This window comes from Roseiarcus sp. (assembly GCF_049514155.1).
Classification (GTDB): domain Bacteria; phylum Pseudomonadota; class Alphaproteobacteria; order Rhizobiales; family Beijerinckiaceae; genus Roseiarcus.
Map to the genome: position 1 here is coordinate 1 of NZ_JBEKVH010000043.1, position 23,977 is coordinate 23,977.

The 23,977-nt window shown below is 67.9% G+C and carries 21 protein-coding genes and 1 pseudogene; 13 read left to right on the forward strand and 9 right to left on the reverse strand.

All coding sequences use genetic code 11. The features are described from left to right. The 3 genes from ABSF49_RS08510 to ABSF49_RS08520 all read right to left on the reverse strand — a co-directional run. A partial coding sequence (locus tag ABSF49_RS08510; RefSeq protein WP_424112214.1) for an ABATE domain-containing protein occupies positions 1 to 489 on the reverse strand: 489 nt, incomplete at its 3' end. 252 nt (positions 490 to 741) lie between these two features. Further along, positions 742 to 1,764: a porphobilinogen synthase gene (gene hemB, locus ABSF49_RS08515; RefSeq protein ID WP_424112215.1), complete on the reverse strand. Its 1,023-nt coding sequence runs from the start codon at positions 1,762 to 1,764 to the stop codon at positions 742 to 744. 70 nt (positions 1,765 to 1,834) lie between these two features. Further along, the gene (locus ABSF49_RS08520; protein ID WP_424112216.1) at positions 1,835 to 3,793 is read right to left on the reverse strand and encodes a PHA/PHB synthase family protein; all 1,959 of its coding nucleotides are present in this window, start codon (positions 3,791 to 3,793) and stop codon (positions 1,835 to 1,837) included. A gap of 151 nt (positions 3,794 to 3,944) precedes the next feature. On the opposite strand from ABSF49_RS08520, the gene ABSF49_RS08525 reads away from it, so the two are divergent. The 3 genes from ABSF49_RS08525 to ABSF49_RS08535 all read left to right on the forward strand — a co-directional run bounded on the left by ABSF49_RS08525 (position 3,945) and on the right by ABSF49_RS08535 (position 6,660). Next, positions 3,945 to 4,394: a hypothetical protein gene (locus tag ABSF49_RS08525; protein WP_424112217.1), complete on the forward strand. Its 450-nt coding sequence runs from the start codon at positions 3,945 to 3,947 to the stop codon at positions 4,392 to 4,394. Positions 4,395 to 4,478: 84 nt separating this feature from the next. Next, positions 4,479 to 5,699 (forward strand): LL-diaminopimelate aminotransferase, encoded by a 1,221-nt coding sequence (locus tag ABSF49_RS08530; protein WP_424112218.1) that lies wholly within the window; start codon positions 4,479 to 4,481, stop codon positions 5,697 to 5,699. Between the two features lie 292 nt (positions 5,700 to 5,991). Further along, the gene (locus tag ABSF49_RS08535) at positions 5,992 to 6,660 is read left to right on the forward strand and encodes a restriction endonuclease (protein ID WP_424112219.1); all 669 of its coding nucleotides are present in this window, start codon (positions 5,992 to 5,994) and stop codon (positions 6,658 to 6,660) included. A 36-nt stretch (positions 6,661 to 6,696) separates the two neighbouring features. Here the strand turns inward: ABSF49_RS08535 and ABSF49_RS08540 are convergent, their stop codons facing one another. Beyond that, positions 6,697 to 7,284, reverse strand: a complete 588-nt coding sequence (locus tag ABSF49_RS08540) for a Uma2 family endonuclease (protein ID WP_424112220.1) — start codon at positions 7,282 to 7,284, stop codon at positions 6,697 to 6,699. Positions 7,285 to 7,392: 108 nt separating this feature from the next. On the opposite strand from ABSF49_RS08540, the gene ABSF49_RS08545 reads away from it, so the two are divergent. Next, on the forward strand, positions 7,393 to 8,244 hold the full coding sequence (locus ABSF49_RS08545) for a VOC family protein (protein ID WP_424112221.1): 852 nt from the start codon (positions 7,393 to 7,395) through the stop codon (positions 8,242 to 8,244). Positions 8,245 to 8,267: 23 nt separating this feature from the next. Here the strand turns inward: ABSF49_RS08545 and ABSF49_RS08550 are convergent, their stop codons facing one another. Further along, a complete protein-coding gene (locus ABSF49_RS08550) occupies positions 8,268 to 9,512 on the reverse strand; it encodes an O-antigen ligase family protein (RefSeq protein ID WP_424112222.1) in 1,245 nt (414 codons plus the stop codon). 180 nt (positions 9,513 to 9,692) lie between these two features. Here ABSF49_RS08550 and ABSF49_RS08555 point away from each other — a divergent pair, with 180 nt between their 5' ends. Both ABSF49_RS08555 and ABSF49_RS08560 read left to right on the forward strand, forming a co-directional pair. Continuing rightward, entirely contained in the window at positions 9,693 to 11,126 is a 1,434-nt protein-coding gene (locus ABSF49_RS08555) for a lipopolysaccharide biosynthesis protein (protein ID WP_424112223.1), read from the forward strand. 46 nt (positions 11,127 to 11,172) lie between these two features. After that, positions 11,173 to 12,369, forward strand: a complete 1,197-nt coding sequence (locus ABSF49_RS08560) for a glycosyltransferase (protein ID WP_424112224.1) — start codon at positions 11,173 to 11,175, stop codon at positions 12,367 to 12,369. 15 nt (positions 12,370 to 12,384) lie between these two features. On the opposite strand, the gene ABSF49_RS08565 is transcribed toward ABSF49_RS08560, so the two are convergent. The 3 genes from ABSF49_RS08565 to ABSF49_RS08575 are packed head-to-tail and all read right to left on the reverse strand — an operon-like array spanning position 12,385 to position 15,740. Continuing rightward, complete coding sequence (locus ABSF49_RS08565; RefSeq protein WP_424112225.1) at positions 12,385 to 13,914, reverse strand: undecaprenyl-phosphate glucose phosphotransferase; 1,530 nt, start codon at positions 13,912 to 13,914, stop codon at positions 12,385 to 12,387. 27 nt (positions 13,915 to 13,941) lie between these two features. Further along, on the reverse strand, positions 13,942 to 15,135 hold the full coding sequence (locus ABSF49_RS08570) for a glycosyltransferase family 4 protein (RefSeq protein WP_424112226.1): 1,194 nt from the start codon (positions 15,133 to 15,135) through the stop codon (positions 13,942 to 13,944). 44 nt (positions 15,136 to 15,179) lie between these two features. Beyond that, on the reverse strand, positions 15,180 to 15,740 hold the full coding sequence (locus ABSF49_RS08575; RefSeq protein ID WP_424112227.1) for a polysaccharide biosynthesis/export family protein: 561 nt from the start codon (positions 15,738 to 15,740) through the stop codon (positions 15,180 to 15,182). Positions 15,741 to 15,901: 161 nt separating this feature from the next. Here ABSF49_RS08575 and ABSF49_RS08580 point away from each other — a divergent pair, with 161 nt between their 5' ends. Continuing rightward, on the forward strand, positions 15,902 to 18,073 hold the full coding sequence (locus ABSF49_RS08580; protein ID WP_424112228.1) for a GumC family protein: 2,172 nt from the start codon (positions 15,902 to 15,904) through the stop codon (positions 18,071 to 18,073). A 4-nt stretch (positions 18,074 to 18,077) separates the two neighbouring features. On the opposite strand, the gene ABSF49_RS08585 is transcribed toward ABSF49_RS08580, so the two are convergent. Further along, positions 18,078 to 19,283, reverse strand: a complete 1,206-nt coding sequence (locus ABSF49_RS08585) for a GNAT family N-acetyltransferase (protein WP_424112229.1) — start codon at positions 19,281 to 19,283, stop codon at positions 18,078 to 18,080. Between the two features lie 143 nt (positions 19,284 to 19,426). On the opposite strand from ABSF49_RS08585, the gene ABSF49_RS08590 reads away from it, so the two are divergent. The 6 genes and pseudogenes from ABSF49_RS08590 to ABSF49_RS08615 form a co-directional block, all read left to right on the forward strand. Then, positions 19,427 to 20,479, forward strand: coding sequence for a polysaccharide deacetylase family protein (locus ABSF49_RS08590; protein WP_424112230.1), 1,053 nt, complete (start codon positions 19,427 to 19,429; stop codon positions 20,477 to 20,479). Positions 20,480 to 20,618: 139 nt separating this feature from the next. Beyond that, positions 20,619 to 20,852, forward strand: coding sequence for a twin-arginine translocase TatA/TatE family subunit (locus ABSF49_RS08595; RefSeq protein ID WP_424112231.1), 234 nt, complete (start codon positions 20,619 to 20,621; stop codon positions 20,850 to 20,852). Positions 20,853 to 20,918: 66 nt separating this feature from the next. Next, positions 20,919 to 21,392, forward strand: coding sequence for a Sec-independent protein translocase subunit TatA/TatB (locus ABSF49_RS08600; RefSeq protein WP_424112232.1), 474 nt, complete (start codon positions 20,919 to 20,921; stop codon positions 21,390 to 21,392). Continuing rightward, a complete protein-coding gene (gene tatC, locus ABSF49_RS08605) occupies positions 21,389 to 22,183 on the forward strand; it encodes a twin-arginine translocase subunit TatC (protein ID WP_424112233.1) in 795 nt (264 codons plus the stop codon). The genes ABSF49_RS08600 and tatC overlap by 4 nt, the downstream gene beginning before the upstream one ends. Positions 22,184 to 22,195: 12 nt before the next feature. After that, the gene (locus ABSF49_RS08610; protein WP_424112234.1) at positions 22,196 to 23,077 is read left to right on the forward strand and encodes an EamA family transporter; all 882 of its coding nucleotides are present in this window, start codon (positions 22,196 to 22,198) and stop codon (positions 23,075 to 23,077) included. Positions 23,078 to 23,081: 4 nt separating this feature from the next. Next, positions 23,082 to 23,977, forward strand: a pseudogene (locus ABSF49_RS08615) (serine--tRNA ligase); the annotation flags it as partial.

Consider the following 23,977-nt stretch of genomic DNA (forward strand, 5'->3'; position numbering starts at 1 on the left):
ATCGCGCTCGGCGACCAGCGCGACCGCGGCGAGCGCCACCGGCCCCAGCGCCGCGGCGAGCGGCGCGTCGGCGAGGCGCCAGCGCCAGCCGTGGCGCGCGCCGTCAGGCGCGAGCCTCGCGGCGGCGAGCCAGCGCGCATGCAGCGCGGCGAGGTCGTCGAGAGCGGCGGGAGGCGGGTTGGCGCGATGGGCGATCGCCGCGGCGACGGCGTGAACGTCTTCGCGCAGGCGGCGCGCTTCGGTGAGCAGCGTCTCGGCGAACGCGGGGTCGGCGGCAAGCCGCGCGCGCAGCTCCGTCGTCGCCGCCGCGTCGAGGGCGCCGGCGTGCTCGAGCCAGTCGGCGACGTGAGCCGGCGCCTGCAGGTGGTCCTGATGGGTCGGAAAACCGCGGCCCGATTCGCTGTTGGCGAAATTGAGCGCGAGGTCGCCGGCGATCAGCGCGACAGCGCCGGCGCGCGAAGGGGGCAGGGGCTGAGGGATAACCACCATAGCCATCGTTACAGGTTAGCGAGGTGACGCCAGCTCTCTGTCTTAACCATTAATAGCTGATTAGGGGGTTAAAATGAAGTGATCCTTCCAGTCGCCCATTGTTTGGCCGGCGCGCCCTGCTGGGCGACGGCGCTGCGGCGGCGTTCGAAAGCGGGTTCGCCAAGAACGTCCTCGCCGCGTTCAAAGCCAAGGGTTTCGAACCGCGAGACCACGCGTTCTCGCGACCGCCGGGGAGAAGTCGGGCGACGGCGCTTACCGCATCTTGCGCAAGGCCTGTGCGGCGCGCGGCGCAAAATAGGTGAGCACGCCATCGGCGCCGGCGCGCTTGAAGCCGACGAGGCTCTCCATCATCGCGCGGTCGGTCTCGATCCAGCCGTTCTGACCCGCCGCCATGATCATCGCGTATTCGCCGCTGACCTGATAGACGAAGGTCGGCGCGCCGAACGTCTCCTTCACCCGACGGACGATGTCGAGATAGGGCATGGCGGGCTTGACCATCACCATGTCGGCGCCCTCGGCGAGGTCGAGTTCGACTTCGCGCAACGCCTCGTCGCTATTGGCCGGATCCATCTGATACGTGCGCTTGTCGCCTTTCAGCGCGCTCGCCGAGCCGACGGCGTCGCGGAACGGCCCGTAGAAAGCGGAAGCGTACTTGGCCGCATAGGCCATGATCTGGACGTCGATGAACCCTTCCGCGTCGAGCGCGGCGCGGATCGCGCCGACGCGTCCGTCCATCATGTCCGACGGGGCGACGACGTCGGCGCCGGCGCGCGCCTGATTGAGCGCCTGGCGGGTCAGCGCCGCCACCGTCTCGTCGTTGAGCACCGTCTCGCCTGACATCAGTCCGTCGTGGCCGTGGCTGGTGTAAGGGTCGAGCGCGACGTCGGTGACGAGCCCGAGGCCAGGAAACTCCTTTTTGACCGCCCGGCAGGCGCGGCAGACCAGGTTGCGCTCGTTGAACGCCTCGCTGCCTTCCTCGTCCTTGAGGCTGCCCTCGGTGTAGGGGAAGAAGGCGATCGCCGGGATGCCGAGCTGGACCGCGCGCTCGGCTTCGCGCAGCGCCTCGTCGACGCTGAGCCGGTCGACGCCCGGCATCGAGGCGACCGGCGCGCGCCGCTTGACCCCGTCGATGAGGAACAGCGGCCAGATCAGGTCCGAGGTCGTCAGGACATGCTCGGCCACCAGCCGCCGAACCCAATCCGCCTTGCGATTGCGGCGCAGCCGATGGGCCAGCTCGAGGCGCGGCGCGGCAGGGGAATGGGCGGCTTTGGCCATGCGGGACAGGCTCCGGTTTGCCGGGCTTATAGGAGCGGCGGCGGGAATTGGCGAGGGATTTCCGCCGCGTCTAGACGCGCACACGGACGTACTCGCCCGGCGCGTCGGCGAGCGGGGCGAGTTTGCCGCCGCCGGGCTTGCGCGCCGGAACCTTGGCCGGCGCTTGCTCGGCCAGCCAGGCGATCCAGTCGGGCCACCACGAACCGGGATATTCCTGCGCCGCCGCCACCCAGGCGTCAAAGTCGCCCTCGGGCGGCCCGCCGATCCAATGTTGGTATTTCGCCGCGCCCGGCGGGTTGACCACGCCGGCGACGTGGCCGGAGCCGGAGAGCACGAATCGCACCGCACCGCCGAGCGCCTTGGCGCCGGTGAAGACCGAGCGCGCCGGCGCGATATGGTCGTCGCGCGCGGCCAGCTCATAGACCGGGATCGTCGCTTTCGACAGGTCGATGCGTCGCCCGCCGATCTTCATCCGGCCTTTGGCGAGGTCGTTCTGCAGGTAGCAATGGCGCAGGTAGAAATGATGGTTGGCGGCGGGCATGCGCGCCGAATCGGCGTTCCAGACCAGCAGGTCGAACGGCATCGGCTCCTTACCCTTGAGATAGTTGTTGACGAAATAGGACCAGATCAGTTCGTCGGGCCGCAGCATATTGAAGGCGTTGGCCATATGCGCGCCTTCGAGGAAGCCGCCGCTCTTCTCCATCTTGCGTTCGATCGCCTTGAGCTGTTCGGCGTCGACGAACACTTTGAGGTCGCCGGCGTCGGTGAAGTCGATCTGCGCCGCCAGCAGCGTCGCGCTGGAAATCCGTTTGTCGCCAGTCGCCGCCATCGCGCCCAAGGCGGTGGCCAGCAGCGTGCCGCCGACGCAATAGCCGATCGCCGCGACGTCGCGTTCGCCGGTCGCCTGCTCGATCGCCTCGATCGCCGCGAACACGCCTTCGCGCATATAGTCCTCGAAGCCCTTCTTGGCGTGGCGCTTGTCGGGATTGACCCACGAGACGACGAACACCGTCAGCCCCTGCGCGACCGCCCAAGCGATGAAGGACTTCTCCGGGTTGAGGTCGAGCACGTAGAACTTGTTGATCCACGGCGGCACGATCAGCAGCGGACGCTTGAACGCCGTCTCGGTCGTCGGCGCGTATTGGATGAGTTCCATGAGGTCGTTGCGATAGACGACCTTGCCCGGCGTCGCGGCGAGGTTGACGCCGAGCGTGAACTTCGACGCGTCGGCATGGCGGATGCGCAAGTTTCCGCGGCCGGCGGCGATGTCCTCGGCCATCATTTTCAGGCCGCGCACCAGATTTTCGCCGCTCTCGGCGAGCGTCGTGCGCAGCAGCTCGGGGTTGGTGGGGACGAAGTTCGACGGCGACAGCGCGCTTGTCAGTTGCCGCAGGTAGAACTGCGCCTTTTGGCGCGTCTCCGGATCGAGCTCGTCGGCGCGCGCGACGAGATCCTTGGCCCAGCGGGTCGTCAGCACATAGGCCTGCTTGAGGAAGTCGAAATAGGGGTTGTCGCGCCATTCGGGATGGTCGAAGCGCTTGTCGCCGGGGTCCGGCGCGGCGACCGGCGCGGCGGCCTCGCCCTGCAGCCGACGCAAGGTCGAGGCCCACAAGTCGAGAAACTGGCGCGACAACGCGGCCTGGGCGGCGAGCGCCCGCTGGGCGTCGGAGAGGTAGTATTCGGCGATCCGGCCGAGCGTCGCCGCCATGCGGGCGACGTCTTCGCCGGGCTGACCGAAATCGCCGTTTTCGAGCGGCCTGAAATAGGCGGCGAGCAGCTTGCCGCCTTCCCCGATCATCTGCGCAAGGTTGCGCGACAGAAGGTTGAAGTCGGGCAGGGGCGCCGCGTCCGCGGCGGCGGGGGCCGGCGCGGCGATCGGCGCCTCGGCAGGCGGCGGCTCAGTCTCGGGGGTCGGCCGCCGCGCGGCGCGCTTGACCGGCGCGGCCGGGCCGACGTTCGCGTTGGCGGCTTTCGCCGGCGAGCGCGCCCGCGAAGTCTTGGCTGAACGAGCGGGAGGCTTCTTGGGCATAGAGTCTCCTTTTGCGCTCCTCTCGCGGCGCGGTCGCGCCGGCAATCCCGTTTCAGACATAATATGCGGGTAGCTTCAAGGAAGGCCATACGCTAGTGCGGAGCCCAACCGTGCGCCGGGGGGCGCGCGGGGGAAGACGGATCGGATAGGTTTGAGCGCGATCTCGACGATTTTCAGTCGCCGGCGAGGCTGGGTTGCGGCCGTGGCGGTCGCGGCGACGGCGTTTGTCGCCTGCGCCGCGCCGGCTCAGGAGCCGACGCCGCCGCAAGACGAATCGCCCTCGCCCTTCCATTCGCTCGCCAAGGGCTTCGGCTTCGCCACCGACGTCGAGCCGCCGCCCGACTTCGTCCGGCAGTCGCGCCCGGCCGAACCGGGGGCGGAGATCCCGGTCTTCACCCCGCCCGACGAGCCGCCTGGCAAGCCCAAGGGCGCCAAGGAGATCGAGGCGATCGGCGGCGACCTCGAATCGATCGCCAAGCGTCACGACGCGCTGCTGGCGACCTTTCCGCCGTCCGCCAAAGCGGCAGCGGCGGCGGCGGCCGAAAAAAAGGCGAAATCGATGCGGAAGCCGGCTGCCGCCGCAGGCGCGCCGCCCCTTTAGGTTTGCCGCGCGGTTTGCGGCGGTGGTAACAGTCTCGGCGCCAGCGCCGCAGCGGCGCCTGGCCGATAGAGGAAAGATCGCGCGATGTCGGAATTCCACCGGGTGCGGCGCCTGCCGCCTTACGTCTTCGAGCAAGTCAACAAGCTCAAGGCCAAGGCCCGCGCCGCCGGCGCCGACATCATCGATCTCGGCATGGGCAACCCCGACCTCGCCGCGCCCAAGCACGTCGTCGACAAGCTGGTTGAGACCGTCGGCAAGCCGCGCACCGACCGCTATTCAGCGTCCAAGGGCATTCCTGGCCTGCGCCGCGCCCAGGCTGGCTATTACGCCCGGCGATTTGACGTGAAGCTCGATCCGGAGACCCAGGTCATCGCCACGCTCGGTTCGAAGGAAGGCTTCGCCAACATGGCGCAGGCGATCACCGCGCCAGGCGACGTGGTGCTGACGCCGAACCCGTCCTATCCGATCCACGCCTTCGGCTTCCTGATCGCCGGCGGCGTCATCCGTTCGGTGCCGGCCGAGCCGTCGCCGGAATATTTCGTCGCGCTCGAGCGGGCGCTGATCCACTCGACGCCGAAGCCGATTGCGGTGGTGGTGTGCTATCCATCCAACCCGACAGCGATGGTCGCCTCGCTCGACTTCTACAAGGACCTCGTGCTGTTCGCCAAGAAGCACGAGATCTTCATCCTCTCCGATCTCGCCTACGCCGAGGTCTATTTCGACGACAACGATCGGCCGCCGTCGGTGCTGCAGGCGCCCGGCGCCTTCGACGTCGCGGTCGAGTTCACCTCGATGTCGAAGACCTTCTCGATGGCGGGCTGGCGCATGGGCTTTGCGGTCGGCAACGAGCGGCTGATCGCGGCTCTCGGACGCGTCAAGTCCTACCTCGATTACGGCGCCTTCACCCCGATCCAGGTCGCCGCGGCGGCGGCGCTCAACGGCCCCGAGGACTGCATCAGGGAGATGCGCGCGACCTACAAGCGTCGGCGTGACGTGATGGTCGAGAGCTTCGCCGCCGCCGGCTGGCCGATCGAGCCGCCGCGCGCCTCGATGTTCGCCTGGACGCCGGTGCCGGAGAAGTTCCGCCATCTCGGCAGTCTCGAGTTCTCCAAGCTGCTGATCGAGAAGGCCGACGTCGCCGTCTCGCCGGGCATCGGCTTCGGCGAACACGGCGACGACTACGTGCGCCTGGCGCTGGTCGAGAACGAGCAGCGCATCCGCCAGGCGGCGCGCGGGGTCAAACGCTTCTTCGAATCCGCCGACCAGACGCTGCACAATGTGGTGAAGCTGAAGCAGCCGGCGTGAGCGCGGCCCCCGAATGGTTGATGCGCTCCCAGATTCGGTTCGTTACGTCAAGAATGGCGTAAGCGGAAAGTGGTGGAAAGCCGCGAAAGCCTATGGGCAAATCCACGCCGGCTGGCACGATGTACCGGATGACTTACTGCGCACCGCCAATTTGGACGCCATCGAATCTCTAATCCGGTCCCCCCAATTCGGATATGGGACTAAGGGTAGCGCGACTAGGGACATAAATGCCTTACTCACGTTGATCGATCATCCCAGTCGGCATGTCTGGGTCACCTTCCAGGATGGGTGCATGTGGTGGTGCACCGTTTCCGACCAGCTCGAGATAAATTCCGAAAACGCGACCGAGGAGCGCGGCCATTTCTGGCTGAGCTGTGTTTTGCCGTGGAGTGATCGCTCGCTTGGACGCCTGCGGCACTTAGTGACTAGTGAGCTGCCAGGCAATGTCGCGATGTTGGAGGGGTTCAGAGGAACTGTTTGTGAGCCAGGGGCCTCGAAACAAATTCTCCGTATCATTCGAAATGAAACGGATGCCGATGTCGCGGCCACTAATCGTGCGCGACAGTCGTACGTTGACGCGGTCGCAAAACTGGTCGCGCACCTGGGCGCCAAGGACTTTGAGGTACTGGTCGACCTAATCCTGATGCGTACTGGCTGGGCTCGACTGGCGAAGTTGGGTGGCGTGACAGAAGGCATCGACATCGAAGTTGAGAACGCCGCCGCGGGAGAAATTGCGTTCGTCCAAGTCAAGAGCTCCGCGGGTCAAAAAGTGCTTAATGACTACGTGGCACGGTTCAATGAACGGCGCGGCCATTACCAGAAAATGATTTTCGCGGTACACTCGCCACAAGAGGACCTCGCGCCGCCAATCAGCGAATCGGTTCAGATTTGGACAGGCAAAAAGATTGCCGAACTCGTCGTGCGGTTGGGGTTAGGCGAGTGGGTGGCGAAGCGCTTTTGAGCCAAACATCGCGAAAGCGCGCGGTGCATCCTCGCTTCACGTGAGGTCGAGTTCATTGAGGCGTAGCGCGAATTCCTGCGGCGCGAAGCTTGGCGTCAGCAATTCCTCAGCGGCGAGATCCGCCGTGGTCTCATATCCGTCTGAAGCCGGGTCGCGATGGACGCGCGCGGTGAGCCGCACGGCGTCGATCACCCAGAGTTCGCGCACGCCGAAGCTCGCGTAGAGCGCCGCCTTGCGGCCCATATCGTAGCGCAACGAGGAATCGGCGATCTCGACGACCAGCGGAACGCCCGGCCCCGAGAGGCCTTTCAGTCCGGTCGAGCGAGAATAGATGACGACGTCTGGTTCGAGATAGGTGTCCTCGCCGAGCCGAAACGTCGTCGCCGGGACGACACTGCAATCGTTTGGCGGCAACCGATACCATCGATCGAGGAGTGCGGTCTTGATCGCCTCATGCTCGTAGCCCTTCGGCGACATCGGAACCAGTTCGCCTCCGATCAGTTCGAGCCGCTCGTCCTGGACAATAATTTCCGCCTCCTCCATCGCCTCGACCTCGGCGACGGTGAAGCGGCGGCGCGGCAAGCCTTCGGCTGCGCTGGTGACGCGGGAAGCGAAGGTTTTCATGGAATTCGGCCTCCCTTCGCGCAGCGCGCCGCCGCGACATCAACGGACCAAAAGGCTATCATATCGTTTGCGGCGCGTCGCTGCCGTCGCCACATCGTGGACTTGTCAATGCCGCGCGCCGTCGACCATCTCGTCGTCGCCGCCCACGACCTGGACGCGCAAGCGGCGCTTTACCGCCGCCTCGGCTTCCAGGTCGGCGCGCGCAACCGCCATTCCTGGGGCACCGAGAACCACGTCGTCCAGTTCGACGGCGCGTTCCTCGAACTGATCGGCCTCGGCGACGAATTCGCCGCGCCGCATTCGAGCGAAGCGGTCTATCCCTTCGCCGGCTTCCTCGCCGGATATCTCGGCCGGCGCGAGGGGCTGGCGATGATCGTGATGCGCTCCGCCGATGCGGAGGCCGACCGGCGCGGCTTCGAGGCGGCGGGGATCGGCGGCTTCGCCCGCTTCGACTTCGCCCGCAAGGGGCGGCGGCCCGACGGGCGCGAGGTCGAGGTCGCGTTTTCGCTCGCTTTCGCCGCCAGCCCGGCGCTGCCCGAGACCGGCTTCTTCGTCTGCCAGCAGCATTTTCCCGAGAACTTCTGGAGCCGCGCCGCCCAGGTCCATCCCAACGGCGCGCTCGGGGTCGCCGGGCTGACGCTGGTGTGCGACGAGCCCGACCTGGCTCGGCGGTTCCTCGCCGTCTTCCTCGCTGCGCCGGCGCAAACGATCCCCGGCGGCGTCGCCTTCGTCGCCGACGGAACGCGGGTCGAATGCGTCACGCCTGAGACCTATGCCGCGCTCTACGGCGCGCCGGCGGCAGGGTCGGGCCTGGCGGCGCTGCGCATCGCGGTCGCCGACCTCGACACGACGGCGAAGCGGCTCGACGAGGCCGGCGTCGGGTTTGCGCGCCGAGAGCGGGAGCTGGCAGTGAGCCCCGCGATTGCGATGGGCGCCGCAATCGTCTTCTGCGCGGCCTGATCGCGCGACTCGAGCGCGGCGGATCAGACGTTGGCGAGACGCGAGCCGACCGGCCGCGTCGGCGTCGCCGGGGATGCGCCGACGCGCGAAACGCGCGCGATCCGCTCGGCGGCCGCCAGCCCGTAGATGCACGAGACCATCAGGAACATGTGCCGCCAATGGTTGGTGTCGATCTGGAAGCCCTGAAGCAATTGCGGGAACAGCGCCGACCAGACCGCAATGACTTCCGCCTGCCGCGGCGAGCGACGGAAGCAGAGCGTCCATCCGAGCCACATCGTGACCGCGAAGAAGGCGGTGAAGGCAAGGCCGCCGGTCCAGCCGAACGATCCGAAGGCGCTGATGAAGACCTGGTGCGGGTCTTGCGGGAAGATGTGGGCGAAGCGTTGCGGCCCGAATCCGAACGGCAATTCGAGCAGCATCGGAATCGAGCGTAGCTGATTGCCGAACCGCCCTTGTTCGCCGCTGTCGTAGTCCTGTTCGAGCGAGGCGCGCTCCAAAGCCAGGTCGCGCACCGAGGGAACGGCGAGCACGACGACGACGATCGCCAGCAGCAGGCCGATTCCGAGCGCCGCAACCATCATTGTGCGGGCGCGCAGGCGGGGCGTCTCCGCGGCGCAGAAGGTCAGCCCGAGCATCAGCGCGATCGACAGCAGGCAGTCGAAGATCGCGCCGCGCGAGAAGCTCAGGAAGACGCCGAGCAGCAGGACGACGAGCTTCGGCGTCGCCGAAAACGGGCTGCTGCGTTTCAACAGCATATCCTGGAACAGCCACACGATCGGCGGCGCCAGAAACGGCCCGAACACGTTGGGGTCCTTGAAGAAGCCCATCGCGCGGGTGTTGTCGTAGAGCGTGAAGTAGGGGCCGGTTCCGGCGATGTCGAAATAGCCGACGATCCCCAGGATGGCGGATACGAGGCCGGCGGCGACGTAACCGCTGCGGATCGTCTCCATGCGGGCGTCAGGCGCCGCAGCGACGATCGCCGCCAGGAAGATCGTCGCCAAACTCATGTAGATCGTGATGAAAATGAAATTGAAGCTCTCTTTCTCGTCGACGAACGGAACGAGGGAGATCAAGCCGCTCGCGTCGTAGACCAGCAGAAAGAAGATCAGCGGCGCGAGCACTTTGTCGAAGCGGACGCCGCCCTTGCCGAAGGCGATGAGCGAGACGAGGAACATGAATTCGTAAGGCGACGGCTCGATCGCGACGAAGCCGCTGACCGCCATGTAGATCCACAGCGTCGAGCGCCGCAGGGTTTCGATTCGCATCATCCGGGCAAGCCTCGCGGCGAGGCGCTCGTCTCGCAGCCCCTTCGAACATGCGCTTGCGCGCCGCCAAAATACGAACGTCGTGGTTAACGAACTCTCACTTTCGCTCATTTCGTTCGCGCTTAAAGCCGACCTTAACGGGAACGCCCTTAAAACCGTCGCCAGCGCGCGGGTTGGAGCTTGATGGTTTTCGCGGTCGCCTTCCTCCTGAATTCGGCCGGCAATTTCGTGCTGGGAATCGTGCTCAGCGCGATTCTGGGTCCGGCGGAATTCGGCCGCTATGCGACCGTGTCTCTCGCCGCGCTGACGCTCGCCGGCGGCACCTTCGATTGGCTGAGAATCTCCACCGTCAGGTTCGCCGGCGACGCCGAACGGCGCGTGCGATACGCGGCAAGTCTGGAGGCCGCCTATCTCGCCATCGCCGTCGCGCTCTATGCGACGGTCGCGATCGCCTGGCTGTGCGGGCTGGATTTCGGCTTTGGGCCGGTCCTGCTTTGGCTGACGCCGCTGTTCACCGTCGCGATCAGTCGGGTCGACTACGCCGCGGCGCAGTTTCGCGCGCGCAACCTGCCGCGCGCCTTCGCGACGATCTTCGCGCTGCGCCAGACGTTCTGCTTTCTCGGCGCGGCGGCGATCGCCTATTCGAGGCGCGACGCGGCGACGACGGTCGCGGCGATGACGATGGCGAACCTCGCCGCGGCGATCGCGGTCGGCGGCGCGTTGCGCGTGCCCGGCGCTCGGCTCGCCGCCGCGCGCGGTCGCGACATCGTCCAGTTTCTCGTTTACGCCAAGCCGATCGTCGCCTCGATGGTCATTTATGCGTTGATCTCGCTGATCAATCGCCAGGTCGCGTTCGAGCGGCTCGGCGCGGCGGAGACCGGCGAATTCTCGCTCGCCTTCGATCTGAGCCAAAGACTGTTCCAGGCGATCTACGCGCTGCCCGAAATCCTCCTGTTCCAATACGCGCTGCAACGGGATCGCCAAGAAGGCCGGGCGGCGGCGGAAGCGCAGATCGCGTCGAACGTCGTGCTGTCGCTGGCGATTCTGCTGCCGGCCGTCGCCGGCTATTTCGCCATGGGGCCGACCTTCGAGGCGCTGGTGGTGCCGACCGCCTATCGCGGCGAATTCGGCCCTATCGCGCTGGCCTTGGCGCCGGGTCTGCTCTGCTACGGCGCGCTCGTGGTCGCCGTGAACCCCGTCTTCCAGCTTGCCGGCAGGACCTGGCCGGTGACGGTGGCGGCCGTGATCGCGCTCTTGACCGATCTCTGCCTGCTCGCCTTCACCGACGCCAACGCGAGCGTCGTATCGCTCGCGCAAGCCTATTCGCTCAGCCTCGTCGTCGCGGCGGTGGTTTCGACCGTCGTCGCCTTCCGGCGTCCGGCGATGCGGCCCAATCTGCGCGACCTCGCGATCGTGATCGCCGCCGTCGTCGCGATGGTCGCCGCCGTGCGGCCGTTCAACGCGCTGTCGTCGCACGTCGTCGCCGCGCCGGCCGCGGTCGCGGTCGGCGGGGCGATCTACGGCGCCATTCTGCTCGCCTTCGACGTCGCAGGCCTGCGCAAAATGGCGTTCGCCAAGTTGCGCAGCTACCGCGAACGCTTGAGAGCCGCGACCTGAGCGCGCCAGTTGCGGCGCTCTGCGGCGCAAGAAAGGAATCGACGTGATGCTCGCCCGTTCTGTCGCAATGCACGTCGACATGACCGGCAGGCGAGATCCGCCTGTCGCTGCGCCCGCTTCGTCGCCCAGGGTCGTCATCTTCGGCTCAGCGAGGCCGGTCACCTGCGCGGTCATGGACTATGCGCGAAGGCTGCACGAAGCGATCGAGGCGCAAAGACCGGGTTTCGCCGCGATCGAGGCGATCGAACCGGACAGGCCGCTCGCGTTCGTCGCGGCGATCGTGAAGGCCCTGCGCGCCGGCGCCGTCGTCCATTTCGAGCTGCCGATCGAAGGCTGGGGCAACAGCGTCGTTCCGGGATCGGCGCTGATGGCGGCGCGCCTGCTGACGCGCCGGGGGCGCATCGCCGTCACGATGCACGAGTGGGCGTCGCTGAACCGGCTGCGGCATCTCTCGATCATCCCCGACCTCGTCGCCGCGGACGGATTCGTCTTCGTCTCGCCTCGTCAGCGCGACGGCTTCCTCAGCACGCCCTGGGTCGCCCGAGCCAAGAAGGACGCGGCCGTGGTCATTCCGATCGGGCCAAACGTCATGTCGACCCGGATCGACGCCGCCCGCGTCGCAGCGGAAAAGGCGAGGACGCGCGGCGAGGGCGCGTTGCGGGCGGACGTCGTCATCGGCTTCTTCGGCGTTCTCTACGCCAGCAAGCGCCCGGATCTTCTGTTGCGCGTCGTCGCCGCGCTTCGCGCTCGCGGCGTCAAGGCGCGGCTGCTGGCATGCGGCGACTTCCTGTGGGACAAGCCGCACGATCGCGCCGCTTTCCTCGCGTTGGCGCGCGAGCTCGGCGTCGCCGAGTGGCTCGACTTCCGCGGCAGGATCGACGATCAGGGCGAGCTGCTGGCGACGCTGAGCGCGTCGGACGTCTTCCTGATGCCTTACGCCGACGGGGTCAGCGCGCGTCGCAGCAGCTTTCAGGCGGTCAGCCAGCTCGCCATCCCGCTTGTCACGACCGAGCCCGAGCGGCCGGACGAATTCGACCTCATTCCCGCGCTCAGGGAAAAGATCGACAATCCGGCGACGGCTCTGGTCCCCGTCGACGGCGGGCCGCAAGACTTCGCCGACGCCGTCATGACCGTGCTGCCGCAACGGGACTGCGCCGTCGGCGTCTCGCTCGACGCCATCTGGCGAGAAGCGGCGGCGAGGCACCTGGCGTTCTACGACCGTCTGCTCGAGGCGGCTGAATAGCCCCTGGCCGCCGCGCTAGTACGCGTTCTCGCTCTTCAGCAGCGAAATCGGCGTGATGGCGAGAATGTAGAGGTCGAGCAGGATCGACCAGTTCTCGATGTAGTAGAGGTCGTGTTCGACGCGCTGCTGGATCTTCTCCTGCGTGTCGGTCTCGCCGCGCCAGCCGTTGACCTGCGCCCAGCCGGTGATGCCCGGCTTGACGCGATGGCGGGCGAAATAGCCGTCGACCACTTCGTCGTATTGGCGGTCGGCCGCCTTGGCGTGGACGGCGTGCGGCCGCGGGCCGACCAGCGACAGATCGCCCTTGAAGACGACGTTGATGAGCTGCGGCAGTTCGTCGATCGAGGTCTTGCGGATGAAGCGGCCGACGCGGGTCACCCGCGGATCGTCGCGCGTCACCAGCTTGACGGCAGTCGGGTCGAGCTGGTCGACGCGCATCGAGCGGAACTTGTAGATCTCGATCAACTCGTTGTTGAAGCCGAAGCGCTTCTGCTTGAACAACACCGGACCGGGGGAATCGAGTTTGATCGCCAGCGCGGTCGCCGCCAGGACCGGCGACAGGGCGACGAGCGCGAGCGCGCCGACGACCCTGTCGAAGGTCTGCTTGATGACGATGTCCCAGTCGGCGATCGGTTTGTCGAACAGATCGAGCACCGGCACCTTGCCGACGTATGAATAGGACCGCGGCCGAAAGCGCAGCCGGTTGGCGTGGGCGGCGAGACGAATGTCGATCGGCAGCACCCACAACTTGCGCAGCATCTGCAGGATGCGCTGCTCGGCGGTGATCGGCAGGGCGAAGATGACGAGATCGACCCGGGTCGAGCGGGCGAAGTCGACCAGATCGTCGACGTTGCCGAGCTTGGGATAGCCCTCGACCGTGTCGGGCGAACGCTCGTCGCTGCGGTCGTCGAAGACGCCGAGCATCTGCACTTCGGCTTCGTCGTTCTTGGCCAGCTCGCGCAGAAGGTCGGCGCCGATCGCGCCGCCGCCGACGATCACCGCGCGTTGCTGCAACCGTCCGGCGCTCACCAGAAGCGACACGAACTGCGCCAGGATCACGCGCCCGACGGCGAGCGCGCCGAAGCCGACGAGGAACCAGGTCGCCATCCACACGCGCGACAGCGCGCCATCGAGCTTGAGGAAGAACATCGCGGCGAAGACGACCAGAAACGCCAGGGTCCAGCCGCCGGCGATGCGGAACAGCGCGCGCGACGGGTTGCGAAACGCGGGCGCGCTGTAGACGTGGAGCGACTGGAAGACGACGATCGCCATCGCCGCGACGCCGATCGTCACGGCGAAATAGCCGGGCTGAGCGCCGACGTTGCGCACGATGTAGAAGAAGTAGATCGCGACGCCGGTCACGACGATCAGCGCGGTCTCGATCGCCCGGACGACGCCGGCGATGACGACCCGCGACACGGCCGGGGCGGCCGGTTCGGCGGCGGCCCTTCTCAGCCGCTCGAGCTCTTCGTCAGGCGACTCCGGCGCCTGCGGCGACGGCGACGCATCGACCTGGCGGAGCTGACGGGCGGAAAAAGCGGCCATGGGCTCGTCTCGCTTGGAGAGCGGCGGTCAGTTTTGCGAGGCGACCGCCGCCGGTCCGCCGAACGGGCGGCGGCGGAGGGCAAGCGCGTCGGCGTAGCCCGCCATCACGGAATTCACCATCGTCTGGATCGAGAAGCGCTCGGCGACATGGGCGGCGAGGTCTGCCGCCTGGGCCTGTCGCTCAGCGGCGGCCATGGCGAGCGTGGCCTCTATGCGCGCCTGGAGATCCGCAGGATCGTTGGGGGGGCCCAGCCAGTCGCGATACGGGCCGTAAATTTCAGGGATGCCGCCGACGTTGGTGGCGATCATCGGCACCCGCGCGCCAGCCGCCTCGAGCACGATATACGGCATCGATTCAGCCCGCGAGGGAACGACCAGCACCCGGCCGAGCTTGAACGCTTCGCGCACCGGCAACTGGCCGGGGAAGGAGACGAACGATCCGATCCCGAGCCGCTGCGCCAGTTCGGTCAGCGCCGCCTGGTCCGGGCCGGAGCCGACCAGCACCGTGCGCGGGATGAGGCCGCGGGCGCGGCCGACGCGGGCGATCGCTTCGAGCAGCGTGTCGATGCCTTTGGCGGCGCGCAACTCGCCGACATAGAGCAGGTCAGCGGCGTCAGCGTTGGGCGCCGCCGGCGCGAAATCAGCCGGACCGATGCCGTTGGCGACGACGCGGCGGACGCCGTTGCGCGCGCCGACCAAAGCGTCAAATCGGCCGGCGATGTAGGCGCTCTCGAACAGGAACACGTCGGTGAGCGGCGCCAGCGCGCGCTCGGCGAGCATGTAGGCGCGGTTCAACTTGGTTCCAGGTCGATAATTGAAGCTGCCGCCGTGCGGCGTGTAGGCGCGCAGCGCCGCGGTCGGATTGGTGATCGCGCTGAGGCGGGCGTAGAGGCCCCCTTTCGAGCCATGGCCGTGGACGACGTCGGGCGCAGCGCGTCGGATGAACGCGGCGAAGCGCGCCATCGCCACGAGATCGTAGCCGCCGGGATTGCGGTGGATCGGCGCCATCTTGACGCCGAGCGTCAAGCCGCCGCGGACGCGCGCGAGCGCCGCTTCGACCCGCGGGCAGCGGCCGTCCGAATCGAAGAACATGCCGATGTCATGGCCGCGCGCGCTCTGTTCGGCGGCGAGATCGACGACATGGCGAAACAACCCGCCGAGGGGGGCGCGAAACACGTGAACGATGCGAAGTTTCGACGCTTGCGGCTCAGACGGCGCCATCGCTGAAATCCATTGGAACGATGGCGATTTGGTAACCCGATTTCCTAAAAGAACCGTTCGCGCGCCTGGATAGTGTCGCCGGGACGCACGGCGAACGTCAGCGGCACGGAGGCGGTGACCGGCCGCCCGTCGATCATCCGCGTCAGGTCGACGCTGTCCTGGGCGCCGCGCGGGGTGAAGCCGCCGGCGACGGCGATCGCGTTCTGCGCCGTCATGCCGTTGACGAACGGATATTGGCCGGCGACGGTCACTTCGCCGAGGACGAAAAACGGCCGATACGCCTCGACTTCCACCGAAACGCTCGGGTCGCGCAGGAAGCCCTGGCGCAGCTTGCCCTCGACCACCTTGCCGAACTGCGCAGTCGTCAGGCCCTGGGCGTGAACGAGGCCAATCAGCGGCATGGCGACGTTGCCGGCGCCGTCGACCGAAAAGGAATTGGATAAATTGTCCTGGCCGAAAACGATGACGCGAAGACGATCGCCGCTGGCGAGCTGGTAGGGCGCGTCGATTGGGGTCCGCAGCAGGTCGGCGCTGTAGCGGGGCGTCGAGCAGGCGCCCAGGCCGGCAAGCGCGACGGCGAGGACAACGGCGAAAATTCGATTCATGACCAGTCCGCGCGTTCACAACTGCTCGCCGACGGTTTAGGCGCGACATGGTTAACGAAACGCCAACGCCGCCGCGCGTCGCGCCGCGGCTTAACCCGCCGGCAACCTTAATCCCCGATAAGAAGTCGAGCGTTTGCGGCGTCGGCGATTTGGAGCGGCGGATGAAGGGTTGGGTCGACGAAGGCGGCGCCGAGACGTCCCGCGGCGAAGCCGTCGATCTGAGTCGGCTCGGCGGCCTGTTATGGCGTCGCCGGCGCTGGATCGTCTTTCCGACTCTCGCCTGCGCCGCGGCCGCGCTCGTCGCGGTGACGACGATCAGCCCGCGCTACACCGGCGTCGCCAAAGTCCTGCTCGAGAACCAGGAGAGCTACTTCACCCGGCCCGACAAGGCGGTCGGAACGGAGCCGAGCGCCGATCTCGATCCTGAGGGGGTGCAAAGCCAGGCCGAGACCGTGGCGACGACCGAGCTCGCGCGCAAGGCGATCGATCGGCTGCAACTTGCGCAGCGGGTCGAGTTCAATCCGCCCGAGCCGACCAATCCGGCGGCGATCGTCTGGTCGCTGCTGACCGGCGGCCGCGCCGGCAAGCCGGAAGACCGACTGGTCGACGCATTCCTGTCGCGGCTCACGGTCTTTCCGGTCGCCAAGTCGCGGGTGCTGCAGATCGAGTTCTCAAGCAGCGATCCGGCGCTCGCGGCGCGCGGCGCCAATACGGTCGCCGAACTCTATCTCGACGCGCAGGAACAGGCCAAGCGCGACGAAGCGAAGGCGGCGAGCGCCTGGCTGTCGGTCAAGATCGACGAGCTGCGCGGCAAAGTCGCCGAGGCCGACAGCAAGGTCGAGGCGTTTCGCGCCAGTTCCGGCCTGCTCGCCGGCGCCAACGGCATGACGGTTCCGAGCCAACAGCTTGCCGACATGACGACCCAGCTCGCGACCGCCCGCTCCAATCAGGCGAGCGCCGCCGCCAAGGCGCAATCGCTGCGCACGATGCTGCACGACGGCCGGCTCGACGAGATCCCGCAGGTGACGCGGGACGATTCCCTGCGCCGCTACGTCGAACAGCGCGTTGCGCTGAAGGCGCAGATCGCGCAGGAATCGCGCACGCTGCTGCCCGAGCATCCGCGGATGAAGGAGCTCAACGGCGAACTCGCCGGGCTCGAGGCCGAAATCCGGATCGAGGCCGACAAGACAGTGGCGGCGCTGGAGAGCGACGCCAAACTCGCCGCCGCCGACGTCGACAGCCTCAGCGCCTCGCTCGCCAGGCAGTCGAAGACGGTCGCCAGCGGCAACGCCGACGACGTTCAACTGCGGGCGCTGCAGCTCGACGCCAAGACAACGGGCGACCAGCTCGAGTCCTATCTGCAGAAGTACCGCGAAGCGGTCGCGCGCGAGGCCGAAAACGCCGCGCCCGCCGACGCGCGCATCATCGCCAGCGCGAGCGACCCGCGCGCGCCGACCTTCCCCAAGAAAGTCCCCACCGTCCTGCTCGGAACCCTGGCGGGATTCTTCGTCTCGCTCGGGGCCGTCGTCGCCCATGTTCTGCTGACCGACGCGGCGGTGATGGCGGCGCTGCCGCGAGAACGCGGCGAGGAGCAAGCGCCCGAACCCGTCGAGCCTGCCGAGCCGGTCTCCTCCGCCGTGACCGATGAGCCCACGCCGCCGGTCGATCCGCCGCCTGACCCTGCCGCAATCGCTGCGCTCGCCGAGCCGCCCGCGCCGCCGCCTGCGCGTCCGCGCGACGAAGACGGCGGCGTGCTCTCGGTCGCCGCGCTCGCCGATCGCCTGGCCGAAATCGCGCTCAGGGAGGGCGGCGCGCTGACGGCCCTGATCGCTGGCGAAGACAGCGGACGCGCCGCGGGATTGGCGCTGGCGCTCGGACGTCGGCTCGCCAAGCATGGCCGCACAGCGTTGATCGATCTCGGGGATTTTCCGCAGTCGGACGAAGCCGGGGTCGACCTCGAGGAGGAAGACGGGGCTGTCGGTCTCGCCGAGTTGCTGGACGGACGCGCAAGCTTCGCCGAGGCGCTGCATCGCGATCGGATCTCCGACCTCGACCTCATTCCCGCCGGCGCCGGCGCGGCTTCCCTCGAGTCGCTCGGAGCAGCGCTGGCGGCGCTGGCGGCGAGTTACGACTTCCTGGTCATGCACGCCTACGACTGGCGCTCGCCGCCGGCGCTCACCGCCCGCGACGGCGTCGCCGTTCTGGCGATCGCCACGGCGCCGGAGCGGCTCGGGGCGGCGCTCGCCGCGGCGCGCGCGGCGGTCGCAGAGGATGAGATCGTCGTCGTCGGCCTGACGAGCGGCGAAGCGGCGGCGGCGGAACGCGTCGCCTGAGCGTTTACGCGCCGGAACGCCCGCCGAGGCGGCGCAGCCGCGCCTGCACAGCCTTCAAGCGCGGCGAGCGCTTGATCGAGCGTTTGGCGCGCCGCGCGGCGAGGAAGACCCAGGCGGCGAGCCGGCCTTTCAACGTGACCGCGAAGGCGGAGTCGAACAGCGGCTCGACGATTTCGCACGCTTCGTCCTTGTAGCGCGCCTCGCCGACGCCGAGATCGAATTCGGCGAAGCCGCGCGCGATCGCATCGGCGACGACCGCATGCACCATGATCTCGCCCGGGCTGCTGCGCGCGATCTCGGGGTCGCCGTCGTGGCCGATGAACAGGCCGCTCAGGCGCTCGGCGCCAGGCAACGCTCCGAACACGGCGATGACCCGTTCGCCGTGAGCCAAGACATGCAGCTCGAGCGCGCCGTCGCGCGCGAGCCGGGCGAGGAATTCTTGCGCGGCGGCTGAAGAATAGGGATCGGGCGCGCCGAGCGCCTCGGTGCGCGCGCGCCGCTCGGCATGAAAGGCGGCGAGCGCGCGGTCGATCTCTTGCGCTCCGGCGGCGCGGCTGTGGACGAGCGGCGCCGTCGCTTCGAGCCGCGACCGCTTTTTGCGCATCTTCTTTTTCGCCTCTTTCGAGGCGCGCGCGTCGAGCCAGACGGAAAAGTCGCCGGGCAGGGCGCTCGCGTAGGCGAAGCTGGGGCTCGGCTGGGGTTTGTCGCCGGCGAGCGGGTTGGCGGTTGCGCGCCAGCGCAGCGGCTGATTCATGAGCAGGAAGGCGTCGACGCGCGGATTTGCCCGCGCGCCCGCCTCGGCGAAGAGCCGGGCGAGGTCGGCCGGCGACCAAGCGGAGGGCGTGCGGAACAGGCCGAGGTTGAAGTTCGAGTCCTTGCCGCCGAGGAAGACGGCGAGACGCAGCGGCCCGCGCGCGGTCCGCGCCAACGGCAGCAGCGCGACCGGCCGGCCGGATTCGTCGCGCGCCACGACGATCAGCGGGGTCGCGCGCCGCGCCGCGCCGATGGTCGCAAACCAGATGCGGGCGAAGGCGAAGCTTTGATAGGGGCTCGCCGAAGTCTCGTGCGCGAGCGTCGTCCACGGCAGGCGCGCGTCTTCGAGCGCTTGGCAAATCTCGACCCGCGCGAACGGGGGCGTCGGACGGAGGTCGGCGCCGTGTGGGGCGCGGCGAGGCGAAGGGGAACGGGCGGCGGCGCTGGCGAGCGGCATTGAGGGTCCTGACGAGGCGACGCGGCAGTCTAGCGGGTGGCGGTCAATGCTTAGTTTATGCCGATCCCCATGCCGGTAAGCGCGCAGCAAGGTCCTTCGGCTAGGCAAGGCGGAAGGCGACAATTTCGGGACCAGCCGCGCCCATGGCGCTCAAGCACAGGCTCATCGAGGCGGGCTTCGCCGCCTTTCGCGTCAGCGGGCTGCACCGCGCCGTCGCGCCGCTGACGCGCGGCCGCGGCGTCATCCTGACGTTTCATCGCGTTCGTCCGTTCGCGCCGCCGACGCCAGGCTACGCGCCCAACCGGCTGCTCGAAGTCGAACCCGACTTCTTCGACGCCGCTTTGGCGCTCGTCCGCCGTCTCGGCTTCGACTTCGTCTCGCTCGCCGAGGCGCGGCGACGGCTCGTCGACGGCGGGCCGCGCTTCGCGGCGGTGACCTTCGACGACGGCTATCGCGACACGCGCGACTTCGCGCTGCCGATCCTCGAAAAACACGCCGCTCCGGCGACGGTGTTCTTCGCCACCGGCTTTCTCGATCGCAGCGCGCGGCTGTGGTGGCTCGAACTCGAAGAGGCGTTGCGCCGGCTCGACGTCGCGACGGTGGCGATCGACGGGCGCGCCGTCGCGGTCGAAGCGCGCACGCCGGCCGAAAAGACCGCCGCCTTCGAGCGCATCTATTGGGCTTTGCGCGCGCGGCCGGAAGAGGAGCTGCTCGCCGCGACGGGCGAGTTGGCGCGCGCCGCCGGCGTCTCCAGCGCCGAAATCGCCGCCGAGCTGTTCATGGACTGGGACGAGGCCGCCGCCTTCGTCGAGCGCCCACTCGTCGCCGCCGGCGCGCATTCGCGCGCGCACCGCATGCTGGCCAAAGGACCGAAGGCGGAGGCGCTGGCCGAGATGGCGGGTTCGAAGGCGGCGTTGGAGCGGCGCTTCGGCCGCGCCGTCGAGGCCTTCGCCTATCCGGTCGGCGACCCGACCAGCGCCGGCCGGCGCGAATTCGCGCTGGCGCGCGAGGCGGGCTTCGCCTGCGCGGTGACGACCCGGCCGGGCATGCTCTACGCCGCGCATGCGGCGCATCTCTGGGCGCTGCCGCGGGTCTCAGTGAACGGCATGTGGCAGAGCCTCGGCGATCTGGAGAGCCTGCTTTCCGGCGCGCCGCTGTTGCTGTGGAATCGCGGCCGACGGGTCAACGTCGACTGAGCCTAAGCCGACGCGGGACGGGCGGATTTCCGGCCGCGGCGCGCTTGTCTTTGCCCTCCGGCGCGCTTACGTTCCGGGCACGATCTGAAGCCGTCGCCCGCCTGAGCGGGCGCACGGCCTGTTCATGTGGGAAAACGCCATGGGTGGCTTGAGCATTTGGCACTGGATGCTGTTCGCGGCGGTCGCGCTGCTGCTCTTCGGCGGCAAAGGCAAGATCTCCGACATCATGGGCGACGTCGCCAAGGGCATCAAATCGTTCAAGAAAGGCATGGCCGAGGACGATGACGCGGCCAAGCCTGCGGCCCCGGCGCCGCGCCTGGAGAACCGCGCCGGCGCCCCGGTCGACGCCAAAGAGACGGACAAGGTCGGCTGACGCTTCCGGCCCGGCGCGCCGCCGCAGGGCGCCAAGGCCGGGCGCCCGCCGTCCCGAGACCGCTGCATGTTCGATTTCGACTTCGGCAAGCTTCTGATTTTCGGCATCGTCGCGCTGGCGGTGATCCCGCCCAAGGATTTGCCGCGCGTCATGCGCGTGGTTGGTCAGGCGCTCGGCCGGATGCGGCGCATGGCGGCCGACTTCCAGGGCCAGTTCATGGACGCGATGCGTGAGGCCGACCTCGACAGCGTCAAGAAAGAGCTCGAAAGCGTGAAGAGCGACTTCGCCAACGTGCAGAAGGAGCTCAACACGATCGAGCAGTCGGCCAAGATCGACTCTTCGTTCGACCCGGCGATGGCGATTCACTCGGAGCAATCGCATGCGATCGAAGCGCCGAAGGACGTCGGCCAATCGGAAATCTCGCTGACCGGGCCGACGCCCGAGGCGCCCGCGCCCGCTGCTGAAGCCGTTGCGCTCGTCGCGCCGCCGCCGGCCGCCGAGCCGGAAGCCGCCGCGCCGCCGCGGGACGCCGCCGAATGACCGCAGAAGACATCGACGCCACCAGGGCGCCGCTGATGGATCACCTGATCGAGCTGCGCATGCGGCTGGTCCGGGCGATCTACGCCTTCATGGCGGCGTTCCTGGTCTGCTTCTATTTCTCGCGCACGATCTACAACGTGCTGACCGAGCCCTATGTGCGGGTCGTCGGCGCGGAGAAGGCGACGCTGATCGCCACCCATTTCCTCGAGCAGTTCTACACCAACATCCGCCTGTCGATGTTCGGCGCCGGCGTCATCGCCTTCCCGATCATCGCCGTGCAGATCTACAAGTTCGTCGCCCCCGGCCTCTACAAGAAGGAGCGGCAGGCGTTCCTTCCCTATCTGATCGCGACGCCGATCTTCTTCGCCCTCGGGGCGCTGCTCGTCTATTTCGTCGTCATGCCGCTGCTGATCCGCTTCTCGGTGTCGCTGCAGCAGGTCAACGAGCCGGGCGAGGCGACGATCGAGCTGCTGCCCAAGGTCAGCGAATATTTGTCGCTGATCATGACGCTCATCTTCGCCTTCGGCGCGGCGTTCCAGCTTCCGGTGGTGCTGACGCTGCTCGGGCAGGCCGGCATCGTCAGCGCGCAGTATCTTTCGTCGATGCGCCGCTATGCGATCGTCGCGGTGACCGGAATCGCGGCGATCCTCACCCCGCCGGACCTGCTCAGCATGACCTCGCTCGTTCTGCCGATGCTGCTGCTCTACGAGGGCTCGGTGATTGCGGTGAGGTTCGTCGAGAAACGCCGCAAGGCCGCCGAGAAGGCCGCCGAACAAGCCAACAAGACCTGAGCCGCGCCGCCGATGCCGCCGCGCGACGTGCTGACCGCGACCGCCGTCGCGGTCGTCTGGGGCCTGACCTTCATCGCCATCAAGATCGGCGTCGCCGAAACGACGCCGCTGACGCTGTCGGCGCTGCGCTTCCTGTTCGCTGCGCTGCCGCTGGTCCTGTTCGTCCGCCCGCCGAAGACTTCGCCGGCGCTGGTCGTCCTCTACGGCCTGTTCATCGGCGTCGGCCAATTCGGCCTGCTGTTCATCGCCGTGCGCCAGGGCTTTCCGATCGGCCTCGCCTCGCTGGTCATCCAGTTGCAGGCGTTCTTCACCATTCTGTTCGCCTGGGCGCTGCTGCGGGAAAGCCCGCGGCGGGCGCAGGGGCTCGGCGCGGCGATCGCTTTCGCCGGCATCGCGCTGATCGGTTCGCAGCGGCTTGGCGGGGCAAGCCTCGGGCCGCTGCTGCTGGTCGTCGCTGCGGCGGCGTTCTGGGGGGCGGGCAACGTCGTCGCCAAGATCGCCGGCCGCATCGACATGCTCGCCTTCGTCGCTTGGTCGAGCCTCGCCGCGCCGGCGCCGCTGTTCCTCGCCGCGCTGTGGCTCGACGGGCCGGCGGCGCTCGCGCCGCTCGCCCATCCGAGCCTGCGCCTCGTCCTCTCGGTGCTCGTCCTCTCCTACGCCGGAACGACGTTCGGCTTTGGCCTGTGGTCGCGGCTGCTCGCACGCCACCCGGCCGCGGCGGTGGCGCCGTTTGCGCTGCTGGTTCCGATCGTCGGCATGATCGCCGGCGGGGTCGTGTTTGGCGAGCCGTTGGACGCGTTTGAGCTTTGGGGCGCCGTTCTGGTAATGGCTGGCCTCGGCGTCAACGTCTTCGGCGATCGGTTGCTGAGGCGCTGGTTGCGGCCGGCCGGGTGAAATCATGCACGACATCAAAGCGATCCGTGAAAATCCTCAGGCGTTTGACGAGGGACTGGCGCGCCGCTGGCTTGATCCTCGCGCCGATTCGCTGATTGCGCTCGATGAAAGCCGCCGCGCCGCGATCCTCGAACTGCAGAAGGCGCAGGAGCGGCGCAACGCCGCATCGAAGGAGATCGGCGCGGCGATGGCGCGCAAGGACGCCGCCGCCGCCGAGGCGTTGAAGACCGAAGTCGCCGCTCTCAAGGCGACCATGCCGGAGCTCGAAGCGAAGGAGCGCGAGGCGGGCGCGGCGCTCGACGCCGAGCTCGCCGCCATTCCCAACCTGCCGCTCGCCGACGTTCCCGACGGCAAGGACGAAAACGACAACGTCGAAGTGCGCCGCCACGGCGCGCCGCCGCAGTTCCCCAACAGCTTCAAGCCGAAGGAGCATTTCGAGATCGGCGAGGCGCTCGGGCTGATGGATTTCGACGCCGCGGCGAAGCTGTCGGGCGCGCGCTTCGTCGTGCTCAGGGGCGCGCTGGCGCGGCTCGAACGCGCGCTCATGCAGTTCATGCTCGACTTGCACACACAGGAGCACGGCTACGAGGAAATCAATCCGCCGGTGCTGGTGCGCCCAGAAGCTATGTTTGGGACGGCTCAACTTCCGAAGTTTTCAGAGGATCAATTTCTCGCAACGACCTTGTTAGATCAGGACAAGTTCTGGTCAGCATACGAAGATCAGCGCGACCAACAGATCGAAGAATTTCGCAAGAGGAATCCTTCCGCATCGGCGATCGCAAGAGAGGCGCTCTCCAGGCAGCGAGAATGGGTAAACAAGGCATACAGCTACGGGGAGTATGCTCGTTCCCTTTGGCTTATCCCGACCGCCGAAGTGCCGATGACCAACCTGGTGCGCGA

Excerpts from the sequence above, each read along its gene's own strand:
- ABSF49_RS08580 (WP_424112228.1), top strand. The coding sequence starts at position 15,902 with ATGAAGGGTTGGGTCGACGAAGGCGGCGCCGAGACGTCCCGCGGCGAA.
- ABSF49_RS08545 (WP_424112221.1), top strand. The coding sequence starts at position 7,393 with ATGCCGCGCGCCGTCGACCATCTCGTCGTCGCCGCCCACGACCTGGAC.
- ABSF49_RS08575 (WP_424112227.1), bottom strand. The coding sequence starts at position 15,740 with ATGAATCGAATTTTCGCCGTTGTCCTCGCCGTCGCGCTTGCCGGCCTG.
- ABSF49_RS08540 (WP_424112220.1), bottom strand. The coding sequence starts at position 7,284 with ATGAAAACCTTCGCTTCCCGCGTCACCAGCGCAGCCGAAGGCTTGCCG.
- ABSF49_RS08565 (WP_424112225.1), bottom strand. The coding sequence starts at position 13,914 with ATGGCCGCTTTTTCCGCCCGTCAGCTCCGCCAGGTCGATGCGTCGCCG.
- ABSF49_RS08590 (WP_424112230.1), top strand. The coding sequence starts at position 19,427 with ATGGCGCTCAAGCACAGGCTCATCGAGGCGGGCTTCGCCGCCTTTCGC.
- ABSF49_RS08555 (WP_424112223.1), top strand. The coding sequence starts at position 9,693 with ATGGTTTTCGCGGTCGCCTTCCTCCTGAATTCGGCCGGCAATTTCGTG.
- ABSF49_RS08550 (WP_424112222.1), bottom strand. The coding sequence starts at position 9,512 with ATGATGCGAATCGAAACCCTGCGGCGCTCGACGCTGTGGATCTACATG.
- ABSF49_RS08595 (WP_424112231.1), top strand. The coding sequence starts at position 20,619 with ATGGGTGGCTTGAGCATTTGGCACTGGATGCTGTTCGCGGCGGTCGCG.
- ABSF49_RS08560 (WP_424112224.1), top strand. The coding sequence starts at position 11,173 with ATGCTCGCCCGTTCTGTCGCAATGCACGTCGACATGACCGGCAGGCGA.
- tatC (WP_424112233.1), top strand. The coding sequence starts at position 21,389 with ATGACCGCAGAAGACATCGACGCCACCAGGGCGCCGCTGATGGATCAC.
- ABSF49_RS08585 (WP_424112229.1), bottom strand. The coding sequence starts at position 19,283 with ATGCCGCTCGCCAGCGCCGCCGCCCGTTCCCCTTCGCCTCGCCGCGCC.
- ABSF49_RS08530 (WP_424112218.1), top strand. The coding sequence starts at position 4,479 with ATGTCGGAATTCCACCGGGTGCGGCGCCTGCCGCCTTACGTCTTCGAG.
- ABSF49_RS08520 (WP_424112216.1), bottom strand. The coding sequence starts at position 3,793 with ATGCCCAAGAAGCCTCCCGCTCGTTCAGCCAAGACTTCGCGGGCGCGC.
- ABSF49_RS08610 (WP_424112234.1), top strand. The coding sequence starts at position 22,196 with ATGCCGCCGCGCGACGTGCTGACCGCGACCGCCGTCGCGGTCGTCTGG.
- hemB (WP_424112215.1), bottom strand. The coding sequence starts at position 1,764 with ATGGCCAAAGCCGCCCATTCCCCTGCCGCGCCGCGCCTCGAGCTGGCC.
- ABSF49_RS08535 (WP_424112219.1), top strand. The coding sequence starts at position 5,992 with ATGTGGTGGTGCACCGTTTCCGACCAGCTCGAGATAAATTCCGAAAAC.
- ABSF49_RS08600 (WP_424112232.1), top strand. The coding sequence starts at position 20,919 with ATGTTCGATTTCGACTTCGGCAAGCTTCTGATTTTCGGCATCGTCGCG.
- ABSF49_RS08570 (WP_424112226.1), bottom strand. The coding sequence starts at position 15,135 with ATGGCGCCGTCTGAGCCGCAAGCGTCGAAACTTCGCATCGTTCACGTG.